We start from the raw sequence: 21,836 nt of genomic DNA on the forward strand, positions 1-21,836 counted from the left end.
GTGCCTTACCTAAACAACTTAATGAAAGGGTTTATATTATGAAAAGCATCAAAACTTTTGTCGCTGTAATCGCTCTGGCTACTTCTTTCGGTTCTTTCGCTGCTCAGACCGTGACCGCAACCGCGTCAACCATTGACGGCGCAGAAGCGAAAATCGCGGCTCAGGCTCAGGAAGCCGGCGCGTCATCTTACAAAATTACCCAGGCGTTCTCAGGTAACCGCGTACACATGACCGCTGAACTGACGAAATAAGCTGTCACACCGTCGAAAGAGCGCCCCCGGGGCGCTTTTTTAGTTTATGCCCGCCACGCGCAGCAGCGCGGTTACCACTGCCGCCGCCACGATCACCACAATTAACGGCATCTTTCTCCAGGCCAAAAACACCGCAAACGCCACGCCCAGCACGCGCGCCATACCGGCAAAATGGTCGCCCTCATAAAACGTGGTCGCCAGCGCCACGGAAAAAAGCAGCACTGTTGCCGCGTCCGAAAGCAGCGCCTGAGAGCGTTCTGACAGTGCCAGCCTGCTGCCCAGTTTCGCCCCCCCAAGACGCATCAGATACGTTCCCGCAGACAAAATGGCGATGCCGAGAATAAAAAACGTCATATTTCCCATTATTTTTTCCTCGCAGCAAGACCCAGTAAAGAGAGCAGCACCGGTAATCCTACCGGGGCAAACGGCACGGCGGCCAGTGAAAGCGCGGCCCCGCTGCAGGCGCGGATCAGCGTGGTACGGTTTTTAAATGCGGGAACCACCAGCGCCAGTAATATGGCCGGGAATACCGCGTCCAGGCCGATGGTTTCCGGGTCAGGTAACAGTTTGCCAACCATTGCGCCCAGCAGCGCACCGAGCGGCCAGACGATGGCGACGCCTAAGCCGCACAGCCAGTAGGCGGCCTTCCGCTGCTCGGCGGTTTTTTGCGACAGGCCAAACACCACGCTTTCGTCGTTCATAATGTGGCAGCCCAACAGGCTCAGACCGCGTTTGCCTACCAGTTCACGCACCGTCACGCCAAACGGCACGTGCCGCGCGTTGACCAGCAACCCCGCGGCTGCGGCTGCCAGTGGATTACCGCCGCTTGCCACAATGCCGATAAACATAAACTCTGACGCGCCCGCGAGTACGGTGATGGAGAGTACAAACGGTACCCAGACCGGGAAACCGTAGGCCATCGCCAGGGAGCCGTATGACATCCCGACCACGCCTACCGCGAGGCAGACCAGGATAATTGCTTTTATGGTGTCGCCTTTCAGGCAAGAGAGATGATGCTTCATACATTTTTAGCCATATCGAACGTGTATCCATTATAATGAACGCAACGAAACTGATTTTCAAGACGAACGATTCGTTCGTTTTATAGAACAAGAGGCCGTTATATGACGCAGCCGATCAGCCTGATCGCCAAAAGTCTGGTGCGAGAACGCCTGCGAACCGGGCTTTCACTGGCGGAAATTGCCCGCCGTGCCGGGATCGCAAAATCCACCCTTTCCCAGCTGGAGTCCGGTAACGGTAACCCTAGCCTGGAAACGCTGTGGTCGCTTTGCGTGGCGCTGGATATTCCTTTCGCCCGCCTGCTTGAGCCGCAGTTGCCGACCACACAGGTGATCCGCCGCGGTGAAGGGACGAAAGTGGTCGCCGGACAGGCTAATTACGAGGCTATTTTACTGGCCGCATGCCCCCCCGGCGCGCGCCGCGATGTTTATCTTCTGATGACCCAGCCGGGTGCAGACCGTATTTCACAGCCGCATCCGCCGGGCTCGGTTGAGCATATCATTGTCACGCAGGGACGGGCGCTGGTTGGCCTGCTTGACGCGGCGGAAGAGCTCGGCGCAGGGGATTACATTTGTTATCCCGCCGACCAGCCGCACATCTTTAAAGCCCTGGAGCCAGACACTTACGCGCTGCTGGTGGCGGAACAAAACTAACCCGACAATGCTGTCGTCTTCGCGGCAGCATCTTCCGTTAACCTCCTGAGTGAATTACCCATTTTGGCTTTTGTCAGAATGTGAATAACCTTATAAAAACTACGGCATTGATAATCATTTTCAATATCATTTAATTAACTATAATGAACCAACTGCTTACGCGGCATTAACAGCTGTGCCGCCCGACAATAATGGAGAGGATTATGAGTTATACACTGCCATCCCTGCCGTATGCCTACGACGCACTGGAACCGCATTTCGACAAGCAGACGATGGAAATCCATCACACTAAACACCACCAGACCTATGTGAACAACGCGAACGCCGCGCTGGAAAGCCTGCCAGAGTTCGCTAACCTGCCTGTTGAAGAGCTGATCACCAAGCTGGACCAGCTGCCAGCGGACAAGAAAACCGTTCTGCGTAACAACGCTGGCGGCCACGCTAACCACAGCCTGTTCTGGAAAGGCCTGAAAACCGGTACCACCCTGCAGGGCGACCTGAAAGCGGCTATCGAGCGCGACTTCGGTTCCGTGGACAACTTCAAAGCGGAGTTCGAAAAAGCCGCTGCTACTCGTTTCGGCTCTGGCTGGGCGTGGCTGGTTCTGAAAGGTGACAAACTGGCGGTGGTTTCTACTGCGAACCAGGACTCCCCGCTGATGGGTGAAGCGATCTCTGGCGCATCCGGCTTCCCAATCCTGGGTCTGGACGTGTGGGAACACGCTTACTACCTGAAATTCCAGAACCGTCGCCCGGACTACATCAAAGCGTTCTGGGACGTGGTGAACTGGGACGAAGCTACAGCACGTTTCGCCGCTAAAAAATAAGGTTGCGTTGACGCCTGTGAGAAGCGAGTCTTATGACTCGCTTTTTTTGTATCTGCGTAATGGAGGCAGCAATGCATTACCCGGTGAACGTGTTTACAGGCAAGGTAAGGGAGTACGACGGCAGTCGCCCGAGCGCCATCGCTAAAATTCAGGTCGACGGTGAGCTGACGCTTACCGACCTCGGGCTGGCGGGTGACGAGCAGGCCGAAAAGAAAATCCACGGCGGGCCCGAGCGCGCGCTGTGCCACTACCCGCGCGAGCACTATCAGCACTGGAAAGCCGAATTCCCCGAACAGGCGGATCTGTTTGTCGCGCCCGCGTTCGGTGAGAACCTCTCGACCGAAGGGCTGACCGAGCAAAACGTCTTTATCGGTGATATTTACCGCTGGGGCGATGCCCTGATTCAGGTGACGCAGCCGCGCTCGCCGTGCTTCAAGCTCAACTACCATTTCGACATTCATGACATGTCGGCTCAGATGCAAAACGCGGGTAAAACCGGCTGGCTGTACCGTGTGGTGCTGGCTGGGCAGGTTTCAGCGGACGCACCGCTTGAGCTGGCATCACGCCTGAGCGATGTGTCTGTTTATGACGCCTGCGCCATTGCCTGGCATATGCCGTTTGATGACGAACAGTATCACCGCCTGCTGTCAGCGGCGGGGTTGTCGACCAGCTGGACGCGCACCATGCAAAAACGGCGGCTCAGTAACAAAATTGAAGACAATGCCCGTCGGTTATGGGGTAAATAGGTTTCTCTTTCGTTCGTCTCCCCCGTGCTAACGGGGGATGCTCCCTTCTTTTACACCGTACTCAACCTTTCCTTGCTTCATTCCTGATACATGGCCCACAAAAAAAGTGTTGGCCATGTAAAAACACTTGAGAATTCTTCCGGCTCAAATATCTTATGATCAAATTGGTTTAAACCAGATGGTGTGGAATGAAAGAAAAAAACTACGTGGATGTGCTCAGGGAGCGTTTTGAACGCTGGCTGAGTGAACAAAACTTACCGGCTGGCTCGAAGCTACCGTCTGAGCGCGAGTTGTGCGAACTGCTGGATGCCAAACGCATGACCTTACGGCAAGTGCTGATTGAGCTGGAGGTGGGTGCACGGATATTTAGAAAGAACCGCAGCGGCTGGTTTATTTCTGCTAAGCGCTTTATCTATAACCCAAAATCCCTCTCCAGTTTTAATGCGGAAGCCCGTGCCCAGGGGCGAAATCCTTCCTGGGGCTATTTATCCCGTGAGAGCATGGAGAGCGTACCGCATCAGGTTGAGAGGGTGTTTCCCGCGTCTGAGAATTGCTATCGGGTAACAGGATGGTGTGGGCTCGATGAACATAAGGTCTTTTACCACGAGTCATATATTGATGCAGAAACCGCGCCGGGATATATCCATAAACTGGAGAACCAGTCGTTTGCCAGCGTCTGGGAAGATGAATTCGGTCATACCTTAACCATTAAAGAGATGATCTTCAAACCGGTCAATATGCCGGAGCTGGCCTGCAAAGAACTGGGTGTGGCACCGAATACTTACGGAATTTTGGTGGAAAAACACCGAGCGACACGGGATAAAAAAGTGGTGCAGGTCGATTTTGAATACTGGCGCCTTGAATCAGTGGAACTCGTTATTCATGATGAATGAGAAGAAAATGAAAAATATTGATAAAGTGCGGCTGGCAGAACGTGCGAGAAATATACCTCTCTATCTGCACGCCTACGCGTTTCATTTAAATATGCGCTATGAACGCGTATTGCCGGGTGATTTGTTAGATATAGCGTATCAGCAGAAATTAAAAGGGGTAAAAATTCATGTCGAAGACGGTGAAACGCAATCCCTGCAAAAATTAAATGACCAAAAGTTACGCACGTTTAAAGAAAAAGCGCAAGGCTATCATCTGGATATTCATATTGAAACCAGCGCTTCGGATAAAGCGACGCTGGATGATGCGATCCGTATCGCCCTGGCGACGGGAGCGACCTCGGTGCGCTTCTACCCGCGTTATGAAGGGTATCTGAAAGACGTGCTCGATAAAATTGCCAGTGATATTGAGTACTTATCTCGTTATGACGATTGCGGCCTGAGTTTTACTATTGAACAACATGAAGATTTACAGGGCCATGAACTGGTGACACTGGTGAAAAACAGCGGGATGAAAAACCTCTCCATTCTGTTCGACTTTGGCAATATGATTAATGCTAACGAAGAGCCGCTGGCGGCATTAGAGGTTATGGCCCCCTTGATTACCCAGGTGCATATTAAAGATGCGCGGATTATTAACGAGGGGAAAGGTTGGGGGCATGAAGCCTGTCGTACCGGATACGGTGATCTACCTGTGGAGGAGATGCTAAAAAGATTACTACTTTTAGGTGATGAGCAACCCCAGGTCACCTCTTTTGGCTTAGAAGAAGAGGTGGAATATTATGCTCCTGCGTTCCGTTTCGACGATGAAGGGAATAACCCCTGGATACCGTGGCGAAATGCGAGCTATACCCCATTGCCCGACAGCACGATGGTAGATACCCGTCTTGCGGAGGAAAAACATCACGCCCTTTCTCAAATTCAGTATATACGTAACGTGTGTCAAAAATTTATAACAATCTGACTAGTATTTAGGTCGTTAAAAAAGAACGTCAACATGAAGGCCATTTCATTTTGAGCTGGCTGAGGATTATTGCATTCATTTTCTGATTGAGAACGTTTTCTCAACCTACGCTAAGGGTGTTAATTATGTTCATGAATAAATGGGCACGACTCTGCTTTTTGATTTTAGGCGGCGGAACGATATTCAAACTTTCCAGTATGAAAGATGTCTTTTATGTACCTATGCAAAATGACTGGGGATTAACCAATACCCAAATTGGTTTAAGCTTTACGGTATATACTATTGTCCAGACAACGGGCCTGTTCCTTTCTCTGTATATTGCCGATCGTTACTCTAAAAAAATACTGCTGCCGTTTGGTTTAATCGGCGTGGGATTGTGCGGCCTCTACTTATCCACGCTGCCGTCATTTACCGGGTATCTGCTCTGTTTTGCGGCGATGGCCTTTTTCGCTGACGTAGTTTACTGGCCAGTATTGCTGAAAGCGGTGCGTCTGCTGGGAACGCAGGAGGAACAGGGGCGTATGTTTGGCTTTCTTGAGGCTGGCCGCGGCGTGGTGGACGTGGTTGTTGCCTCCGGGGCACTGTTCGTCTTTGTGCACTTCGGGGAAGGCAAAGCGGGCATGCAGGCGGGGCTGTTATACTACACGCTGATTACCCTGGTCGCAGGGGTGATCACCTACTTCATTGTCGATGACGACAAGGTCAAAGGCAGCGAAAAGGGGAATGCCAACATGGAGGTGCTCAAGGGGATCAAACATATCCTCTCCTGCGCCAACGTCTGGCTAGCCGCGTTTGGCATTTTCTTCGTGTACGCTGCCTACTGCGGGCTGACATACTTTATCCCTTTCCTCAAAGATATCTATATGCTTCCGGTTGCGCTGGTGGGTGCCTACGGCATTATCAACCAGTATGCCCTGAAAATGGTGGGGGGACCGGTGGGCGGTTTCCTGGCGGATAAAGTGGCAAAATCGCCTACTGTCTACCTGAAGTGGACCTTCCTGATTGCCGCCGCGGCGATGATTGTCTTTATGCAGCTACCCCACCAATCGATGAACGTCTATATCGGGATGGCGGCAACCTTAGGTTTTGGAGCGATTATTTTCTCGCAGCGCGCCATTTTCTTCGCGCCGATGGATGAGATAGGCACCCCGCGTGAGTATGCCGGCTCGGCAATGGCGTTTGGCTGCATCATCGGTTACATGCCCGCCATGTTTGCTTACACGCTTTATGGCTGGCTGCTGGATACCCACACCGGTATCGCAGGCTACAACTATGTTTTTAGCGTGATGATCGCGTTCAGCCTGATGGGATTCGTCTGCTCAACGCTGCTGGTGAAACGGATCAAAAAGCAGAACCGCGCGGCAGTCACCGCGGAGGTGTAAGGTAAGCTGTCCCCGGCAAACGCCGGGGACAGGGCGTTATGAACGTTTATACAGCGGCAGCCAGAGGGTCAATCGCAATCCACCCAGCGGACTGTCATCGGCTTTCACCCAGCCACGGTGCTGCTGCATGGCGGTTTCCACAATCGCCAGGCCCAGCCCCGTACCACCTGATTCCCGGTCACGCGCCTCATCGGTACGATAGAACGGACGGAAAATCTGCTCGCGGTCTTCCGGGCTGACGCCAGGACCGTCGTCGTCGACAATGACGGTGATCCCGTCTTTATCCACCGAGAACGCCACCTCAATCTTCGTGTGCGAGTAGCGCAGGGCATTACGCACGATATTCTCCAGCGCGCTTTCCAGCGTGTTGGGGTTACCGTACAGCGGCCATGGACCCGGTGGGAAGTTGACGGTGAAGGATTTACCCATCTGTTCCGCTTCGAACGCCGCGTTGTCCAGCACCTCGTGCCACAGGTGATTGGCTTTCACCGTTTCGCTGACCAGCGCGTTTTTCTGCTGATTACGCGACATGACCAGCAGGTCGTTGATCATGCTGTCCAGGCGGTGAGCTTCTGTTTCAATACGCTCCAGCTCTTTGCTCTCACCGCTGCGGCGGCGCAGCAGCGCGGTGCCAAGCTGCAGGCGCGTAAGCGGGGTACGCAGTTCGTGCGAGATATCCGACAGCAGACGTTGCTGTGCGGTCATCATGCGATCGAGAGCGCTCACCATCTGGTTAAAACTGGTCCCGGCGGCAAGGAATTCCTGCGGTCCGGCTTCCAGCTCAGGGTGTTGTCGCAGGTTACCCTGCGCCACTTCATCGGCGGCATTTTTCAGCTTACGCGCCGGTTTTGCCAGGCTCCACGCCAGCCATAACAGCAGCGGCGAGCTGACCAGCATGGTGACAATCAGCAGCAGGAGAGGGCGGTCAAACAGCAGGTTGATAAAATCAGACTGGGAGTTGCTCGCCGGACGGATCAGGTAGAGCTGATAATTATCCTCTCCGTCTCTGACGGAGAAAGGCCCTACCATTTCTACGCGGCCATATTTCTTCTTCTGGGGATGATCGGCGTTATCCGCCTGGCCAATGAAGTTGCGGATAATCTGCATTTCATTGCGATCGGCCCCAATGACGCGGCCTTCGCTGGTCACCAGCAGCAGGCGTTGTCCGGGCGGCGCCCACTTGTCGATAGCGCGAAATAATCTGCGCCACCACATTAAATCGTTCGGCGGGTCGTTTGCCAGCTCGGCTTCCACGTGCTGCTCGATCATCACGCCCTGACGTTGCTCGCTGTCGAGAAGCTCCGTCATCTGGCGTGAGTCGAGTTTTGGCAACATCAGTACGAGCATTAAAACCAGTGCCAGCGTCAGCCAGAAGATGGCGAAGATGCGGGCGGTTAAGCTTCCTATCATGAAGCGGAAACCATCAGATAACCGCGACCACGCAGGGTTTTAAACCATGGGTGACCGTCTTTACGCTCTGGCAGCTTACGGCGCAGGTTAGAGATGTGCATGTCGATGGCGCGGTCAAACGGGGTCAGACGTTTGCCCAGCACTTCCTGACTTAAATGTTCACGCGAAACCACCTGGCCGAGGTGCTGCGCCAGCAGATACAGCAGGGTGAACTCCGTGCCGGTCAGTTCCAGCGTCTGGCCATCAAAGCTCGCTTCCTGACGGCCCGGGTTCAGGCTCAGGGAGTCGACTTCAAGGGTAGGTGAGCTGTTGTCGGTATTCTGCTGCTGCTCGCTCCAGTGGGAACGACGCAGGATCGCGCGAATACGGGCGACCAGTTCGCGGTCGTTAAACGGCTTCGGTAAATAGTCATCCGCGCCCAGCTCAAGGCCGAGTACGCGATCGAGTTCGCTGCCGCGTGCGGTCAGCATGATAACGGGAGTCTGGTGTGTCTGGCGAAGCTCTTTCAACGTATCAATGCCGTTTTTCTTCGGCATCATCACGTCGAGCAAAAGTAAATCGATGCTGTCGTCAAGGAGACTCAGCGCCTGCTCGCCATCATGGGCAACCAGGACGTTGAAACCTTCCATGTCGAGCAACTCCTTTAAAAGGGATGTGAGCTCTCGGTCATCATCAACTAACAGGATTTTATTCATTGTTTAAATACCTCCGAGGCAGAAATTACGACATCAAGGCTGTCTAATCCATGACTTTACGTTGTTTTACACCCCCTGACGCATGTTTGCAGCCTGAATCGTAGACTGTCTCTCGTTGAATCGCGACACGAAAGATTTTGGGAGCAAGTGATGCGCAAAGTTACCGCTGCCGTCATGGCCTCAACGCTGGCGTTCAGTGCGTTTAGCCAGGCTGCTGAAGCTATCATCAGCGATAACAGTCCCTTACAAGAGGGCGCAACGCAGAACAGCAGCCAAAGCCATATGTTTGACGGCATAAGTTTAACCGAACATCAGCGTCAACAGATGCGAGATCTGATGCAGAGGGCGAGACACGACCAGCCCCCTGTTAATGTTAGCGAAATGGAGACAATGCATCGCCTTGTCACCGCAGAAAATTTTGACGAAAGCGCTGTACGCGCTCAGGCCGAAAAAATGGCACAGGAACAGGTTGCCCGCCAGGTCGAAATGGCGAAGGTCCGCAACCAGATGTTCCACCTGCTAACGCCCGAGCAGCAAGCGGTTTTGAACACCAGACATCAGCAGCGAATGGACCAGCTGCGTGAGGTTGCACGGATGCAGCGAAGCTCAGAAACGACGTTTTTCAGTAGCAATAGCAGTACCCGTAGTAACCAGTAAACCCTGTTTTCCTTGCCATAGACACCATCCCTGTCTTCCCCCACATGATGTGGGGGTTTTTTTTGCCCCGCATTCTGATTTGTTAACCGTTTATTCATCCTTCGACTCCACATGCTTCCGTTATACTAGCGGCATGACATGACAGGAGCGTTTATGAATCAATCCTATGGAAGACTGGTGAACCGGGCCGCCATGGCCGCGACGGTAATGGCGTCGTGCTTGCTGGTCATCAAAGTTTTCGCGTGGTGGTATACCGGTTCGGTCAGTATTCTGGCGGCGCTGGTGGACTCGCTGGTGGATATTGCCGCCTCGCTGACCAACCTGCTGGTGGTGCGTTACTCGCTGCAGCCAGCGGATGAAGAGCACACCTTTGGGCACGGTAAAGCGGAGTCGCTGGCCGCGCTGGCGCAAAGCATGTTTATATCCGGTTCTGCGCTGTTCTTGTTTCTCACCGGCATTCAGCATCTCGTCTCGCCAACACCGATGAACGATCCCGGCGTCGGCGTCGTTGTGACGATTGTCGCGCTTATATGCACACTTGTTCTGGTAACGTTCCAGCGCTGGGTTGTTCGCAAAACGCAAAGTCAGGCTGTACGGGCAGATATGCTTCATTATCAATCTGATGTTATGATGAATGGGGCTATTCTTATTGCGCTCGGTCTGGCCTGGTATGGCTGGCATCGGGCCGATGCGTTGTTTGCGTTAGGGATTGGTATCTATATTTTATATAGCGCCCTGCGGATGGGGTATGAAGCGGTGCAATCACTGCTTGACCGCGCCCTCCCGGACTCAGAACGAAATGAAATTTTTTCTATCGTGACCTCCTGGCCCGGCGTCAGCGGTGCACACGATCTTCGAACGCGGCAGTCAGGGCCGACCCGCTTTATTCAGATTCACATTGAAATGGAAGACAACCTGCCACTGGTTCAGGCTCACGTGATAGCTGAGCAGGTCGAGCAGGCGATTTTGCAGCGTTTTCCTGGTTCAGACGTCATCATTCACCAGGATCCCTGCTCGGTTGTACCCGGTCATGTTGGGCTTTCGTAATTCGTTGTAAAAAAGTGAGCCAGGCCAGCATTTTGTGTATAAATTACCGCCATTTGGTCTGACCTGAATCAATTCAGCTGGAAGGGATTGATATACTATTTGCAGTATTCGTTGGTCGATAAGTTTCTTCCGGCAACAGATTTCAATTTTGCATTCCTAAGTTCAGAGGTAGTCATGATTAAGAAAATCGGTGTGTTGACAAGCGGCGGTGATGCGCCGGGCATGAACGCGGCAATTCGTGGTGTTGTCCGTGCAGCGCTGACGGAAGGCCTGGAAGTTTTTGGCGTTTATGACGGTTATCTGGGCCTGTATGAAGATCGTATGGTTCAGCTCGACCGTTACAGCGTGTCTGACATGATCAACCGTGGCGGTACTTTCCTCGGTTCTGCGCGCTTCCCGGAATTCCGTGATGAACACGTTCGTGAAGTGGCTATCGAAAACATGAAGAAACGCGGCCTGGACGCCCTGGTGGTTATCGGTGGTGACGGCTCCTACATGGGTGCAAAACGTCTGACCGAAATGGGTTTCCCGTGCATCGGTCTGCCGGGCACCATCGACAACGACATCAAAGGTACTGACTACACTATCGGCTTCTTTACCGCGCTGGGTACCGTTGTTGAAGCGATTGACCGTCTGCGTGATACCTCGTCTTCTCACCAGCGTATCTCTATCGTTGAAGTGATGGGCCGTTACTGCGGCGACCTGACCCTGGCGGCAGCCATTGCGGGCGGTTGCGAATTTATCGTCGTGCCAGAAGTCGAATTTAGCCGTGAAGATCTAGTGGCTGAAATCAAAGCGGGCATCGCGAAGGGTAAAAAACACGCAATCGTGGCTATCACCGAGCACATCTGTGACGTTGACGAGCTGGCGAAGTACATCGAAGCCGAAACCAAACGCGAAACCCGCGCGACCGTACTGGGTCACATCCAGCGTGGTGGTTCTCCAGGCCCTTACGACCGTATTCTGGCGTCCCGTATGGGCGCGTACGCTATCGATCTGCTGCTGCAGGGTCACGGCGGCCGCTGCGTCGGTATTCAGAACGAAAAACTGGTTCACCATGACATCATCGACGCGATTGAAAACATGAAGCGTCCGTTCAAAGGTGACTGGCTGGACTGCGCGAAAAAACTGTACTGATCGGCGTTTTTTGCCCGGTGGCGCTGCGCTTACCGGGCCTACAAAAGCACGGTTCGTAGGCCGGGTAAGGCGAAGCCGCCACCCGGCTTTTTTATGTGTGCACGCTTTTTTATTCCACTACGTTATAGCCAATCTTTTTTTATTCTTTAATCCGCGAATCGCTTTCTGGCACGCTGCATTCATCAAAACACTACACAAGAGAGCTGGGCGATGAATAAATGGGGCGTGGGTTTAACATTATTGCTGGCATCGACCAGCGTTCTGGCTAAGGACATCCAGTTACTGAACGTGTCATACGACCCGACGCGTGAGCTGTACGAGCAATACAACAAAGCGTTTGCAGCACACTGGAAACAGGAAACCGGCGACAACGTCGTGGTTCGCCAGTCTCACGGTGGTTCTGGCAAGCAGGCGACCTCCGTTATCAACGGGATTGAAGCCGACGTGGTGACCCTGGCGCTGGCCTACGATGTTGACGCGATCGCCGAGCGTGGCCGTATCGACAAAAACTGGATCAAACGCCTGCCGGATAACTCCGCGCCATACACCTCGACCATCGTTTTCCTGGTACGTAAAGGCAACCCGAAACAGATCCATGACTGGAATGACCTGATTAAGCCGGGCGTGTCAGTCATCACGCCTAACCCGAAAAGCTCTGGCGGCGCTCGCTGGAACTACCTGGGCGCATGGGGCTACGCGCTGCACCATAACAATGGCGACCAGGCCAAAGCGCAGGAATTCGTGAAAGCGCTGTATAAAAACGTTGAGGTGCTGGACTCCGGCGCGCGTGGCGCCACCAATACCTTCGTCGAGCGCGGGATTGGCGACGTGCTGATCGCATGGGAAAACGAAGCCCTGCTGGCTACCAATGAACTGGGTAAAGACAAGTTCGAGATCGTGACCCCAAGCGAATCGATTCTGGCTGAGCCAACCGTCTCCGTGGTCGATAAAGTGGTTGAGAAGAAAGGCACCAAAGCGGTAGCAGAAGCCTACCTGAAGTATCTGTACTCGCCAGAAGGCCAGGAAATTGCGGCTAAAAACTTCTATCGTCCACGCGATCCGGCCGTTGCGAAGAAATACGAAAGCGTATTCCCTAAACTGAAACTCTTCACCATTGATGACGAGTTCGGTGGCTGGACCAAAGCGCAGAAAGAGCACTTCTCTAACGGCGGCACCTTCGACCAGATCAGCCAGCGCTAACCCCTTAGCCCATGACACGGTGACCCGGCGTGAGAAATCCGCCGGGTTTTTTATTTGGTCATCATTTTGCGTTACTCTTTTGCCTCTATTGAAAACAGGGAACGCGTTGTGAAAAAAATTATCTTATTGATCCTCATTGTCATCGCCCTTGCCGCTGGCGGCGTGTACTGGATGAAAGCGGGTAATCCGAATGCGTTGCGACATATCGTTCTCGACCAGTGTGTGCCGAATCAGATCCAGAATCGTAACCCGGCGCCGTGTGCGCAGGTGAAAACGGATGCAGGCTACGTGGTGTTTAAAGATCGCAACGGGCCGCTGCAGTACCTGCTGATGCCAACCTACCGCATCAACGGCACCGAAAGCCCGCTTTTGACCGAATCTCATACTCCGAACTTTTTCTGGCTGGCCTGGCAGTCGCGCAGCTTTATGACCCTGAAGCGCGGCTCCGAGGTGCCTGACAGCGCCATTTCGCTGACGATTAACTCGCCGACAGGGCGCACGCAGAACCATTTCCATATTCATATCTCCTGCCTGCGCCCGGACGTGCGCGAGAAGCTCAACGCGGCACAGGGAGAAATCAGCACCCAGTGGCTGCCTCTTCCCGGAGGGCTGGAAGGACATGAGTATCTTGCTCGCCGGGTGACGGAAAATGAACTGGTGCAGCGCAGCCCGTTCATAATGCTGGCTGAAGAGCTGCCGGAAGCGCGCGACCATATGGGGCGCTTTGCCCTGGCGATGGCGCAGCAGTCGGATGGCTCGTTTGTGTTGCTGGCGACCGAGCGCAATCTGTTGATGCTCAACCGCGCGTCGGCAGAGGAATTGCAGGATCATCAATGCGCTATCCTGAAGTAACCCCACCATAAATCGCGTTTACTCGGGCTGCCTGTCACCGTAGACTTGCTGAAAAATTCTACAGGAGACAGGTATGTCGCTCTGGTTAACGTATCCTCTGCTGCTACCCTCACTGATCGTTGGCGTCACCATCGTTCTGTGGGCGACGTCGCTATTGCCGGAATTCATCACCGCGCTGCTGTTCTTCACGGCGGCGATGACCGCCAGAATCGCCCCGCCGGAGGTCATCTTCGGCGGTTTTGCCTCGTCGGCTTTCTGGCTGGTATTCAGCGGCTTTGTGCTCGGCGTGGCGATCCGTAAAACCGGACTGGCGGACAGGGCCGCCCGGGCGCTGTCGTCAAAGCTCACCGACTCCTGGGTATTAATGGTAGCGAGCGTGGTGCTGCTGAGCTATGCGCTGGCGTTTGTGATGCCGTCGAACATGGGACGTATTGCGCTGCTGATGCCGATTGTCGCGGCGATGGCAAAACGCGCCGGTATCGCCGACGGCTCCCGCACCTGGTTTGGTCTGGCGCTGGCGGTAGGGTTTGGGACTTTCCAGCTTTCGGCGACGATTCTGCCCGCTAACGTCCCTAATCTGGTGATGAGCGGTGCGGCGGAAGGCTCGTACGGCATCCATCTGAACTATGTCCCGTATCTGCTGCTGCACACGCCGGTGCTGGGCATTCTCAAAGGTCTGATCCTGATTGGCCTGATCTGCTGGCTATTTCCCGGTAGCCCGAAACCGCCGAAGGAACAGGCGCCGTCTGAGCCTATGGGGCGGGACGAAAAGCGTCTCGCCTGGCTGCTGGCGGTGGTGCTGGGGATGTGGGTGACGGAGAGCTGGCACGGCGTGGGACCCGCGTGGACGGGGCTGGCGGCGTCGGTCATCGTTATGCTGCCGCGTATAGGTTTTATCACCGGGGAGGAGTTTTCTGCGGGGGTGAATATGCGCACCTGTATCTACGTTGCCGGTATTTTGGGGCTGGCGATCGTCGTGACCCAAACCGGTATCGGAACGGCGGTGGGCGAGGCGTTGCTCCGCATTATGCCGCTGAATGCAGACCGACCGTTCACCAGTTTCCTGGCGCTGACCGGTATTACCACCGCACTCAACTTCATTATGACCGCCAACGGCGTGCCGGCGCTTTACACCACCCTGGCGCAGAGCTTCTCGGACGCGACCGGCTTCCCGCTGCTGTCGGTGATCATGATTCAGGTGCTGGGCTATTCTACGCCGCTGCTGCCGTATCAGGCGTCGCCGATTGTGGTGGCGATGGGGCTCGGGAAGGTGCCTGCAAGGGCGGGGATGGTGCTTTGTCTGGCGCTGGCGGTGGCAACTTATCTGGTGCTGCTGCCGCTGGATTATCTGTGGTTTAGCGTGTTAGGTAAGTTGTAGCGTTTTTGTAGGGCGGGTAAGCGCAAGCGCCACCCGCCACAAAGGCAATTACGCCTGTTTAGCCGCTTCTGCCGCTTTAACGATCACCGCGAAAGCGTCCGCTTTCAGGGATGCACCGCCAACCAGCGCGCCATCGATGTCTGGCTGGGTGAACAGCTCAGCAGCGTTGGAGGCGTTTACGGAACCGCCGTACTGGATGATCACTTGCTCAGCGACTTTGGCGTCGGCTTTCGCAATGTGGTCACGGATGAATTTGTGAACCGCCTGAGCCTGCGCAGGGGTTGCTGATTTGCCGGTACCGATCGCCCAGACTGGCTCGTAAGCGATTACCGCGCCTTCGAACGCTGCCGCGCCCTGGGTTTTCAGCACAGCGTCGATCTGACGTGCGCACACTTCTTCGGTTTTGCCCGCTTCGTTTTCAGCTTCGGTTTCACCGATGCACAGAACCGGGATCAGACCCTGCTCTTTCAGCACGGCGAATTTCTTCGCGATGAACTCGTCAGATTCTTTGTGATAGGTGCGACGCTCGGAGTGGCCGATGATGATGTATTTCGCGCCGATATCTTTCAGCATTTCAGCGGAGGTTTCACCGGTGAACGCGCCAGACAGGTTAACGTCAACGTTCTGCGCGCCCAGAATGATGTGGCTGCCGTCAGCGGCGTGTTTAGCCAGATCCAGGTACATATCCGGCGGAGCGATAGCAACCGCGCAGCCCGTCACGCCAGCCAGCTCTTTACGCAGGTTCGCAACCAGTTCGTTTACCATGTGGCGGCTGCCGTTCAGTTTCCAGTTACCCATCACTAAAGGATGTCGCATTTCAATTCTCCACGCTCAATAAGCGAATTAAGGAATATGGCCACCCTGTCGGGCAGCATGGTCTGTGAATCAGTATAGAGATTTTCCCTCGAAAGGCTTTGCTTTTTGTCATTAATTCGCCCCGTCGAGAGTGTCAGATAGTGCCAGCTTAATCGGTTCAACAGCGAAGGTCAGTCCTTTTTCGCCGTTGTCCGCTACAACATAGCGGATCGCGCCTTCGGTATCGGCGTAGTAACGCTTGTTTTTCCCGGCGGTAAGGAGTTTTTGCAGCTTTTGCTGACTTTGCTTTTTCGTCAGCGCAGGGGTAAAGGCCTGCAATACCGCGCTCATGTACTCCAGCGCTTTCGCCTTAGCGGCTTTCTGCTCTGGCCCCTGTATTGGCAGCCAGGTGATTTGCATGCTTTTGATTTTTAACGTCCCGCGCTCCAGCGCCGTGGAGGCATACAAATTCTCGTTAATCTTGCTTGCCGCACGGGTCAGGGTAGGCGTGTCGCGGGGGCCATCGATGGCGCGAAACTCATCCAGCGGCAGCGTAGGGTTGGCCTGATTGAAGGTTTCACGAAACTCGCTGATGGACTGATCGAATGACGGCGCGCCCGCCAGCAGATACGGAGCTGTGGTTGGGGCAGTGGTTTCGGCGGCGTGCAGGGGATAACCCACGCTGAGCAGCGCTAAACACAGGAAGAGAGAACGTGCCGAACTTTTCATCAACATTGCCCCTGGCCGTAAGTGCTCATGATTAAAACGATATCTGGTCGGCTTGTCAAAAGGTCACAACTCCAGGGTAAAATGCGCGCTATACGATAATAAGGAACCTTACATGACCATACAGCAGTGGCTGTTTTCGTTCAAAGGGCGTATTGGACGCCGTGATTTCTGGATCTGGATGGTGACGTGGATTGTCGCCATGCTGCTTCTGTTTTTCGTTGCCTATAACGCATGGCTAAGCACGCAAACGGCGGCCTTCGCGCTGGTCTGTCTGCTATGGCCAACGGCGGCTGTCGTCGTGAAACGGCTGCACGATCGCGGACGTTCCGGCGCGTGGGCATTTCTGATTATTCTGGCGTGGATGCTGGTGGCGGGAAACTGGGCGATGCTGCCGTCCATCCTGCCGTGGGTTGTGGGCAGGCTGCTGCCGTCGGTCATCTTCGTGATGATGATTGTCGATCTGGGCGCGTTTATTGGCACCCAGAGCGAAAACAAATACGGTAAAGACACCGTTGAGGTGAAGTACCGCTGATCACCAGTAGTGTTCGGCGGTCATATGGCCCGGTCGGCGGCGAAGATGTTTCGTCATCTGCCGGGTATCCTTCAGAAGCTGCTGCGTGTCGCGAACCATCTGCGGATTGCCACACAGCATGACGTGGCTGGTTTCAGCGTTCAGCGGCAAACCTACCGCGTCTTCCAGGGCTCCACTCTCAATTAACGCCGGCACGCGACCGGTCAGCGCTCCTGCTACGGTTTCGCGGCTGACCACCGTCTGAATCTTTAACTTTCCGCCGTACTGCTGTTCCAGCGCCCGCATCTGCGGCAGGTAGCTCAGGTCTGCAGCGTAGCGTGCAGCGTGCACCAGCACGATGTTTTTAAAGCGCTCCAGATCTTTGCCGTACTGCAAAATAGAGAGATAAGGGCCGATGGCCGTGCCGGTTGCCAGCATCCAGAGCGTGTCACAATCAGGGATCTCTTCGAGCACAAAGAAGCCTGCCGCTTCACTCACAATTTGCACGTCGTCGCCGGGCTTGAGGGCGGCAAGGCGCGGGCTGAGCTTACCGTCCGGAACGGTGACCAGATAGAACTCAAGATCCGGGTTATCAGGCGCGTTAACGTAAGAGTAGGCGCGCTGCACGCGTTCGCCGTCGACATCCAGCCCCAGCTTGGCGAATTGCCCGGCTTTAAACGGGTGTACGGGAGCATGGACGGTGAGACTAAATAGCGCATCGGTCCAGAACTCTATTTTCGTGACTTTACCTGTTACCCAGTCCGCCATGATCTTCTCCTGTGCTGTTTCTCTGTTCTATCTTCCGTACTTGTGGTGACAATTTCCAGCCCGTCAGGGCCGGAAAGCTCTATCGATCAAACGGTTTTACAGAATGTGCGTCTGTACGTCCGGGTCTTTGCGGTCGAGATAGTGGATAGACTGGATGCGGCGAATGGTGCGCGATTTACCGCGGATCAGCAGCGTTTCGGTCGTCGCCATATTGCCCTTGCGGGTGATACCGTTCAGCAGATCGCCTTTGGTGATGCCGGTCGCGGAGAAGACAACGTTATCGCTACGGGCCATCTCGTCCAGCGCGAGCACTTTATTGGCCTCGATGCCCATCGCTTCGCAGCGCGCCAGCTCGTTTTCTCCGATACGGCGGTTCTCTTCGCTGTCGCCTTTTACCTCGTGACGGGGCAGCAGACGAGCCTGCATGTCGCCATCCAGCGCGCGGATCACTGCCGCAGAGACGACACCTTCCGGCGCGCCGCCGATGCCGTACAGCACGTCTACTTCGCTGTCCGGCATGCAGGTCAGGATCGAGGCGGCAACGTCACCGTCAGGAATAGCAAACACGCGCACGCCGAGCTTTTGCATCTGCGCGATGGTGGCGTCGTGGCGCGGTTTGGCCAGAATCGTCACGGTCAGTTCGCTAAGGGGTTTGCCCAGGGCTTTGGCGATGTTGTGCAGGTTCTCTTCCAGCGGCAGGCTGAGGTCGATTGCGCCCTTTGCGCCAGGCCCGACAATCAGCTTTTCCATGTACATATCTGGCGCGTTAAGGAAGCAGCCCTTATCGCCTACGGCCAGCACCGCCAGGGCGTTGGCCTGACCCATTGCCGTCATGCGCGTACCTTCGATCGGGTCGACGGCGATATCCACGGCATCGCCTTTGCCGGTACCGACTTTTTCACCAATATAGAGCATTGGCGCTTCGTCGATCTCGCCTTCGCCGATCACGATGGTGCCGTCGATGTTGACCTGGTTAAGGACAATGCGCATGGCATGGACGGCTGCGCCGTCTGCGGTATTTTTGTCGCCACGACCCAGCCATTTATAGCCTGCAAGGGCGGCCGCTTCGGTGACGCGGGAAAACTCGATAGCAAGTTCACGTTTCATGAGGTACTCGTGCAATCAAAAGGAATTGCACGAAGTTTATCACAGAGTGGGGAGGGGGGTTTTAAGTCCCCTCTCCCCTTTGGGGGGCTTACTCGTCGTGCTCTTCCCACGCCAGGGCGCGTTTCACCGCTTTCTTCCAGCCGCTGTAGCGGAAGTTACGCTCGGTGGTTTCAATGCCCGGGCGGAATTCGCGTTCGATCACCGCTTTTTCCTGCAGCTCGTCCAGGTTCTGCCAGAAGCCTACCGCCAGACCGGCAAGATACGCCGCGCCCAGCGCCGTCACTTCACGCACTTCAGGACGCTCAACGCGGGTGCCCAGAATGTCGGACTGGAACTGCATCAGGAAGTTATTCGCGACCGCACCGCCGTCCACGCGCAGGGCGTGCAGACGAATGCCGGAGTCAGCCTGCATCGCTTCCAGCACGTCGCGCGTCTGGTAGGCGATGGATTCCAGGGTGGCGCGAATAATGTGGTTAGAGTTCACACCGCGCGTCAGGCCGAAAATTGCGCCGCGTGCATACGGATCCCAGTACGGTGCGCCCAGACCGGTGAACGCAGGTACCACGTACACGCCGTTGGTGTCTTTCACTTTGGTCGCGAAGTACTCGGAATCGAACGCATCGCTGATCAGCTTCATCTCGTCGCGCAGCCACTGGATAGACGCACCGGCCATGAACACCGCACCTTCCAGCGCATAGTTCACTTCGCCGCGTGGACCGCAGGCGATGGTGGTCAGCAGGCCGTTTTCTGATTTCACCGCTTTCTCGCCGGTGTTCATCAGCATAAAGCAGCCGGTGCCGTAGGTGTTCTTCGCCATCCCTTCTTTGACGCACAGCTGGCCGAACAGCGCCGCCTGCTGGTCACCAGCAATACCGGCGATAGGAATACGGGTGCCGCCTTTACCGCCGATGTTGGTCTGACCGTACACTTCTGAAGACTTGCGCACTTCAGGCAGCATCGCGCGTGGGATATCCAGGGCGTCCAGCATCTTGTCATCCCACTCCAGGGTGTTGATGTTGAACAGCATGGTGCGCGAGGCGTTGGTGTAGTCGGTGACGTGAACGCGTCCCTGGGTCATCTTCCAGATGAGCCAGGTGTCAACGGTACCGAACAGCAGCTCGCCGCGTTTAGCACGCTCGCGTGAACCTTCCACATGGTCGAGGATCCATTTCACTTTGGTGCCGGAGAAATACGGGTCAACCACCAGACCGGTGGCGCTGCGCACGTACTCTTCCATGCCGTCGCGCTTCAGCTGTTCGCAGATCTCAGAGGTACGGCGGCACTGCCAGACGATGGCGTTGTAAATAGGCTTACCGGTTTCACGTTCCCAGACAATCGTCGTTTCACGCTGGTTAGTGATACCAATCGCGGCAATCTCGTCGGAACTGATATCGGCTTTCGCCAGCACTTCGACCAGCGTGGAGCTTTGTGACGCCCAGATCTCCATCGGGTCGTGTTCTACCCAGCCTGGACGAGGATAAATTTGCTCAAATTCGCGCTGTGACACGCTGACGATGTTCGCGTCATGATCCATTACGACAGCGCGGGAGCTGGTAGTGCCCTGGTCGAGCGCAACGATATATTTTTTTTCGGTCATGGTATGTGTCCCGTAGTCAGATTACAGCGAAGCTTTTTGTTGTGCGGTAGAAGTCGTTTCCTTCTCCTCTTCCACACAGGTGTCGCACGGTAAATGGCGACCAATTAATTTGCGGTAGCTGAACGCACCCAGCGCAGCCCCGACAACCGGCGCAAACAGCGGTACCAGGAAGTAAGGAATGTCTTTGCCTCCGGTGAAGGCGACGTCGCCCCAGCCTGCGATGAAGGCGAACGCTTTTGGTCCGATATCACGTGCCGGGTTCATCGCGAAGCCGGTCAGCGGGCCCATGGAGGCGCCAATCACCGCAATCAGCAGGCCAATCAGCAGGGGGGCCAGCGGGCCGCGCGGAATGCCGTTTCCGTCGTCGGTCAGCGCCAGGATAACGCCCATCAGAATAGCGGTAATCACCATTTCAACTGCGAACGCCTGCACAAAATTGATATGCGGGTTTGGGTAGGTTGAGAAGATGCCTGCCAGATCCAGACTTTCGACGCTGCCGCGTACCATATGATGCGTCTGTTCGAAGTCGATGAAAAGATTGTAATAAAGCCCGTAAACTAACGCCGCTGCGCAAAACGCGCCGGCAAACTGAGAAAGAATGAAAGGAACAACTTTGCGTCCGTCGAAGCACGCGAACAGCCACAGTGCGATTGTCACCGCCGGATTAAGATGTGCACCAGACACTCCTGCGGTCAGGTAGATGGCCATCGCCACGCCCAGACCCCAGATGATACTGATTTCCCACTGACCAAAACTGGCACCTGCCACTTTCAGTGCAGCGACACAGCCCACTCCGAAGAATATCAACAACCCGGTACCAAGGAACTCGGCAATGCACTGGCCTTTTAAGGTTGATGTCTGACTCATAATCGGAATCCTGAAGAAATTGATGTTTATTGTTAGCATGGCCGCCCGTGACAGCCACGATGCCCTGTAGACATAGTGTTAATTTATCGTTAACGAGCAAAAACGAGAAATATCGAAATCAAAATGTGTGGTCTGCGTCAATAAAATGAGCGTTTTCGCGCCATAAAGCACATTTTTGCAGCAGTGCAGGATCGGTACAGGAATGTGAGCTGAATCATTTCATTAACGAATCAGTTAACAATTTAGGGGTATATGACGCGAACGCACCAGGACCAGACCTAAAAGTGTTGCAAACCGCGATCTGCGCGGTGTGTCGCTGGACACAGAGCGCCGCGCTCCATACAATCGACGGTATA

Annotated in this window: 24 protein-coding genes; 14 read left to right on the forward strand and 10 right to left on the reverse strand. The window is 54.9% G+C overall.

Going from position 1 to position 21,836, the window contains the following annotated elements:
- Window positions 1–38: 38 nt before the first annotated feature.
- Window positions 39–251: a DUF1471 domain-containing protein gene (locus ACDO57_RS22250; protein ID WP_023309747.1), complete on the forward strand. Its 213-nt coding sequence runs from the start codon at window positions 39–41 to the stop codon at window positions 249–251.
- Window positions 252–290: 39 nt separating this feature from the next.
- Here ACDO57_RS22250 and ACDO57_RS22255 read toward each other — a convergent pair whose 3' ends face one another.
- Together ACDO57_RS22255 and ACDO57_RS22260 are read right to left on the reverse strand one after the other, a co-directional pair.
- A complete protein-coding gene (locus ACDO57_RS22255; RefSeq protein WP_033146957.1) occupies window positions 291–614 on the reverse strand; it encodes an AzlD domain-containing protein in 324 nt (107 codons plus the stop codon).
- Complete coding sequence (locus ACDO57_RS22260) at window positions 614–1,273, reverse strand: AzlC family ABC transporter permease (RefSeq protein ID WP_023333870.1); 660 nt, start codon at window positions 1,271–1,273, stop codon at window positions 614–616. The genes ACDO57_RS22255 and ACDO57_RS22260 overlap by 1 nt, the downstream gene beginning before the upstream one ends.
- Window positions 1,274–1,375: 102 nt before the next feature.
- Here ACDO57_RS22260 and ACDO57_RS22265 point away from each other — a divergent pair, with 102 nt between their 5' ends.
- The 6 genes from ACDO57_RS22265 to ACDO57_RS22290 all read left to right on the forward strand — a co-directional run bounded on the left by ACDO57_RS22265 (window position 1,376) and on the right by ACDO57_RS22290 (window position 6,730).
- Window positions 1,376–1,924: a helix-turn-helix domain-containing protein gene (locus ACDO57_RS22265; RefSeq protein WP_023309744.1), complete on the forward strand. Its 549-nt coding sequence runs from the start codon at window positions 1,376–1,378 to the stop codon at window positions 1,922–1,924.
- A gap of 203 nt (window positions 1,925–2,127) precedes the next feature.
- Window positions 2,128–2,748 carry a superoxide dismutase [Mn] gene (gene sodA / locus ACDO57_RS22270; RefSeq protein ID WP_370884599.1) on the forward strand — a complete coding sequence of 207 codons (621 nt, stop codon included), beginning with the start codon at window positions 2,128–2,130 and terminating at the stop codon, window positions 2,746–2,748.
- A gap of 71 nt (window positions 2,749–2,819) precedes the next feature.
- Entirely contained in the window at window positions 2,820–3,494 is a 675-nt protein-coding gene (gene yiiM / locus ACDO57_RS22275) for a 6-hydroxyaminopurine reductase (RefSeq protein ID WP_370884600.1), read from the forward strand.
- A 188-nt stretch (window positions 3,495–3,682) separates the two neighbouring features.
- Window positions 3,683–4,387, forward strand: a complete 705-nt coding sequence (locus ACDO57_RS22280; protein ID WP_048989393.1) for a UTRA domain-containing protein — start codon at window positions 3,683–3,685, stop codon at window positions 4,385–4,387.
- Between the two features lie 7 nt (window positions 4,388–4,394).
- A complete protein-coding gene (locus ACDO57_RS22285) occupies window positions 4,395–5,348 on the forward strand; it encodes a sugar phosphate isomerase/epimerase family protein (RefSeq protein WP_370884601.1) in 954 nt (317 codons plus the stop codon).
- Window positions 5,349–5,479: 131 nt separating this feature from the next.
- Complete coding sequence (locus tag ACDO57_RS22290) at window positions 5,480–6,730, forward strand: MFS transporter (protein WP_148769973.1); 1,251 nt, start codon at window positions 5,480–5,482, stop codon at window positions 6,728–6,730.
- A gap of 36 nt (window positions 6,731–6,766) precedes the next feature.
- Here ACDO57_RS22290 and cpxA read toward each other — a convergent pair whose 3' ends face one another.
- On the reverse strand, window positions 6,767–8,140 hold the full coding sequence (gene cpxA, locus ACDO57_RS22295) for an envelope stress sensor histidine kinase CpxA (protein WP_023309731.1): 1,374 nt from the start codon (window positions 8,138–8,140) through the stop codon (window positions 6,767–6,769).
- Entirely contained in the window at window positions 8,137–8,835 is a 699-nt protein-coding gene (cpxR, locus tag ACDO57_RS22300; protein WP_006179159.1) for an envelope stress response regulator transcription factor CpxR, read from the reverse strand. The genes cpxA and cpxR overlap by 4 nt, the downstream gene beginning before the upstream one ends.
- A gap of 150 nt (window positions 8,836–8,985) precedes the next feature.
- Here cpxR and cpxP point away from each other — a divergent pair, with 150 nt between their 5' ends.
- The 6 genes from cpxP (at window position 8,986) to ACDO57_RS22330 (ending at window position 15,106) form a co-directional block, all read left to right on the forward strand.
- Window positions 8,986–9,492, forward strand: a complete 507-nt coding sequence (cpxP, locus tag ACDO57_RS22305) for a cell-envelope stress modulator CpxP (protein WP_024909200.1) — start codon at window positions 8,986–8,988, stop codon at window positions 9,490–9,492.
- 153 nt (window positions 9,493–9,645) lie between these two features.
- Window positions 9,646–10,539, forward strand: coding sequence for a CDF family cation-efflux transporter FieF (gene fieF / locus ACDO57_RS22310; protein ID WP_024909199.1), 894 nt, complete (start codon window positions 9,646–9,648; stop codon window positions 10,537–10,539).
- A 174-nt stretch (window positions 10,540–10,713) separates the two neighbouring features.
- Window positions 10,714–11,676 carry a 6-phosphofructokinase gene (gene pfkA, locus ACDO57_RS22315; RefSeq protein ID WP_023309696.1) on the forward strand — a complete coding sequence of 321 codons (963 nt, stop codon included), beginning with the start codon at window positions 10,714–10,716 and terminating at the stop codon, window positions 11,674–11,676.
- A 210-nt stretch (window positions 11,677–11,886) separates the two neighbouring features.
- Window positions 11,887–12,876: a sulfate ABC transporter substrate-binding protein gene (locus ACDO57_RS22320; RefSeq protein WP_267217763.1), complete on the forward strand. Its 990-nt coding sequence runs from the start codon at window positions 11,887–11,889 to the stop codon at window positions 12,874–12,876.
- A gap of 108 nt (window positions 12,877–12,984) precedes the next feature.
- Window positions 12,985–13,728, forward strand: a complete 744-nt coding sequence (locus ACDO57_RS22325) for a CDP-diacylglycerol diphosphatase (protein WP_032648501.1) — start codon at window positions 12,985–12,987, stop codon at window positions 13,726–13,728.
- 73 nt (window positions 13,729–13,801) lie between these two features.
- A complete protein-coding gene (locus ACDO57_RS22330) occupies window positions 13,802–15,106 on the forward strand; it encodes an SLC13 family permease (protein ID WP_370884602.1) in 1,305 nt (434 codons plus the stop codon).
- A 48-nt stretch (window positions 15,107–15,154) separates the two neighbouring features.
- Here the strand turns inward: ACDO57_RS22330 and tpiA are convergent, their stop codons facing one another.
- Together tpiA and ACDO57_RS22340 are read right to left on the reverse strand one after the other, a co-directional pair.
- A complete protein-coding gene (gene tpiA, locus ACDO57_RS22335) occupies window positions 15,155–15,922 on the reverse strand; it encodes a triose-phosphate isomerase (protein WP_014172206.1) in 768 nt (255 codons plus the stop codon).
- 111 nt (window positions 15,923–16,033) lie between these two features.
- A complete protein-coding gene (locus ACDO57_RS22340) occupies window positions 16,034–16,630 on the reverse strand; it encodes a DUF1454 family protein (protein WP_024909195.1) in 597 nt (198 codons plus the stop codon).
- A gap of 112 nt (window positions 16,631–16,742) precedes the next feature.
- Between ACDO57_RS22340 and ACDO57_RS22345 the strand changes: the two genes are divergently transcribed.
- Window positions 16,743–17,162, forward strand: a complete 420-nt coding sequence (locus tag ACDO57_RS22345) for a DUF805 domain-containing protein (protein WP_023333860.1) — start codon at window positions 16,743–16,745, stop codon at window positions 17,160–17,162.
- Here the strand turns inward: ACDO57_RS22345 and fpr are convergent, their stop codons facing one another.
- From fpr to ACDO57_RS22365, 4 genes are all read right to left on the reverse strand, one after another.
- A complete protein-coding gene (gene fpr, locus ACDO57_RS22350) occupies window positions 17,163–17,909 on the reverse strand; it encodes a ferredoxin--NADP(+) reductase (RefSeq protein WP_024909194.1) in 747 nt (248 codons plus the stop codon). It lies immediately after the preceding gene.
- A 96-nt stretch (window positions 17,910–18,005) separates the two neighbouring features.
- Window positions 18,006–19,016 (reverse strand): class II fructose-bisphosphatase, encoded by a 1,011-nt coding sequence (gene glpX, locus ACDO57_RS22355; RefSeq protein WP_024909193.1) that lies wholly within the window; start codon window positions 19,014–19,016, stop codon window positions 18,006–18,008.
- Between the two features lie 88 nt (window positions 19,017–19,104).
- Window positions 19,105–20,613 carry a glycerol kinase GlpK gene (glpK, locus tag ACDO57_RS22360; RefSeq protein WP_014885706.1) on the reverse strand — a complete coding sequence of 503 codons (1,509 nt, stop codon included), beginning with the start codon at window positions 20,611–20,613 and terminating at the stop codon, window positions 19,105–19,107.
- A 21-nt stretch (window positions 20,614–20,634) separates the two neighbouring features.
- On the reverse strand, window positions 20,635–21,480 hold the full coding sequence (locus ACDO57_RS22365; RefSeq protein ID WP_014885705.1) for an MIP/aquaporin family protein: 846 nt from the start codon (window positions 21,478–21,480) through the stop codon (window positions 20,635–20,637).
- Window positions 21,481–21,836: the final 356 nt, after the last annotated feature.

The organism is Enterobacter cloacae complex sp. 2015409 (genome assembly GCF_041365315.1).
In the GTDB taxonomy this organism is placed as follows: Bacteria; Pseudomonadota; Gammaproteobacteria; order Enterobacterales; family Enterobacteriaceae; genus Enterobacter; species Enterobacter pseudoroggenkampii.

Bases quoted from the DNA above. Each gene is read 5' to 3' on its own strand.
- ACDO57_RS22290 (WP_148769973.1), top strand. From the start codon at position 5,480: ATGAATAAATGGGCACGACTCTGCTTTTTGATTTTAGGCGGCGGAACG.
- fieF (WP_024909199.1), top strand. From the start codon at position 9,646: ATGAATCAATCCTATGGAAGACTGGTGAACCGGGCCGCCATGGCCGCG.
- ACDO57_RS22365 (WP_014885705.1), bottom strand. From the start codon at position 21,480: ATGAGTCAGACATCAACCTTAAAAGGCCAGTGCATTGCCGAGTTCCTT.
- ACDO57_RS22345 (WP_023333860.1), top strand. From the start codon at position 16,743: ATGACCATACAGCAGTGGCTGTTTTCGTTCAAAGGGCGTATTGGACGC.
- ACDO57_RS22340 (WP_024909195.1), bottom strand. From the start codon at position 16,630: ATGAAAAGTTCGGCACGTTCTCTCTTCCTGTGTTTAGCGCTGCTCAGC.
- cpxA (WP_023309731.1), bottom strand. From the start codon at position 8,140: ATGATAGGAAGCTTAACCGCCCGCATCTTCGCCATCTTCTGGCTGACG.
- pfkA (WP_023309696.1), top strand. From the start codon at position 10,714: ATGATTAAGAAAATCGGTGTGTTGACAAGCGGCGGTGATGCGCCGGGC.
- ACDO57_RS22330 (WP_370884602.1), top strand. From the start codon at position 13,802: ATGTCGCTCTGGTTAACGTATCCTCTGCTGCTACCCTCACTGATCGTT.
- ACDO57_RS22285 (WP_370884601.1), top strand. From the start codon at position 4,395: ATGAAAAATATTGATAAAGTGCGGCTGGCAGAACGTGCGAGAAATATA.
- ACDO57_RS22320 (WP_267217763.1), top strand. From the start codon at position 11,887: ATGAATAAATGGGGCGTGGGTTTAACATTATTGCTGGCATCGACCAGC.
- glpK (WP_014885706.1), bottom strand. From the start codon at position 20,613: ATGACCGAAAAAAAATATATCGTTGCGCTCGACCAGGGCACTACCAGC.
- ACDO57_RS22260 (WP_023333870.1), bottom strand. From the start codon at position 1,273: ATGAAGCATCATCTCTCTTGCCTGAAAGGCGACACCATAAAAGCAATT.
- ACDO57_RS22250 (WP_023309747.1), top strand. From the start codon at position 39: ATGAAAAGCATCAAAACTTTTGTCGCTGTAATCGCTCTGGCTACTTCT.
- tpiA (WP_014172206.1), bottom strand. From the start codon at position 15,922: ATGCGACATCCTTTAGTGATGGGTAACTGGAAACTGAACGGCAGCCGC.
- fpr (WP_024909194.1), bottom strand. From the start codon at position 17,909: ATGGCGGACTGGGTAACAGGTAAAGTCACGAAAATAGAGTTCTGGACC.
- ACDO57_RS22255 (WP_033146957.1), bottom strand. From the start codon at position 614: ATGGGAAATATGACGTTTTTTATTCTCGGCATCGCCATTTTGTCTGCG.
- sodA (WP_370884599.1), top strand. From the start codon at position 2,128: ATGAGTTATACACTGCCATCCCTGCCGTATGCCTACGACGCACTGGAA.
- yiiM (WP_370884600.1), top strand. From the start codon at position 2,820: ATGCATTACCCGGTGAACGTGTTTACAGGCAAGGTAAGGGAGTACGAC.
- ACDO57_RS22280 (WP_048989393.1), top strand. From the start codon at position 3,683: ATGAAAGAAAAAAACTACGTGGATGTGCTCAGGGAGCGTTTTGAACGC.
- ACDO57_RS22265 (WP_023309744.1), top strand. From the start codon at position 1,376: ATGACGCAGCCGATCAGCCTGATCGCCAAAAGTCTGGTGCGAGAACGC.
- cpxR (WP_006179159.1), bottom strand. From the start codon at position 8,835: ATGAATAAAATCCTGTTAGTTGATGATGACCGAGAGCTCACATCCCTT.
- glpX (WP_024909193.1), bottom strand. From the start codon at position 19,016: ATGAAACGTGAACTTGCTATCGAGTTTTCCCGCGTCACCGAAGCGGCC.
- cpxP (WP_024909200.1), top strand. From the start codon at position 8,986: ATGCGCAAAGTTACCGCTGCCGTCATGGCCTCAACGCTGGCGTTCAGT.